1 protein-coding gene and 1 pseudogene are annotated in these 549 nt (G+C 52.0%); one reads left to right on the forward strand and one right to left on the reverse strand.

Features of this window, described 5'->3' with window-relative positions; genetic code table 11:
- A pseudogene (locus ACXJ5O_RS29410) lies at positions 1 to 167 on the forward strand (3-isopropylmalate dehydrogenase); the annotation flags it as partial.
- Here ACXJ5O_RS29410 and ACXJ5O_RS29415 read toward each other — a convergent pair.
- Positions 152 to 549 (reverse strand): DUF817 family protein (locus ACXJ5O_RS29415; protein ID WP_457302981.1); only part of this gene is annotated, 398 nt, incomplete at its 5' end. The pseudogene ACXJ5O_RS29410 and the gene ACXJ5O_RS29415 sit on opposite strands and share 16 nt — an antisense overlap.

Below are 549 nucleotides of genomic sequence, written 5' to 3' on the forward strand. Positions count from 1 at the left end.
GCATTCCCTTTCTGCTGTTTGGCAAGCCATTTTGGGAAAAGGCAATCAACTTCGATTTCCTGGCGGAGCAAGGCGTCATTTCGCCGTCCGATCGCGAGCTGATTACATTCGTCGATACTGCCGAGGAGGCTTGGGACGTAATCAAAACGTTCTACGATCTTTMCTGATTCTCGTCATTGCCGCGTGGCGGATAGACCCAGGTCACCAGTACGACGGAAATGATCATCAGCAGGTACCAAGATCCCAGCTTTGCAAAAGACACCGGCGCCCATCCATTGACCTGCGCCGGATAAATCCAAGCCCTTGACCACGTGCCGATGTTTTCCGCAGCCCAGACGAATAACGCAACAAGAAAGAAGGCTACGAGCAAGGGCATTTTGTGGCGAACGCGGAAGACGCGATAGTGCATTGTGGTGCGCCAGAACAGGGCAATTGTCGCAGCAAAGAGGACAACCCTGATATCCGGTATAAAATGATGCGCGAAGAAGTTTGCATAAATGGCAATGGCGAGCAGAAAGGTCAGCAGGAATGACGGATAGCGTTCAAGCC

The sequence above is a fragment of the Phyllobacterium sp. P5_D12 genome (genome assembly GCF_054049495.1).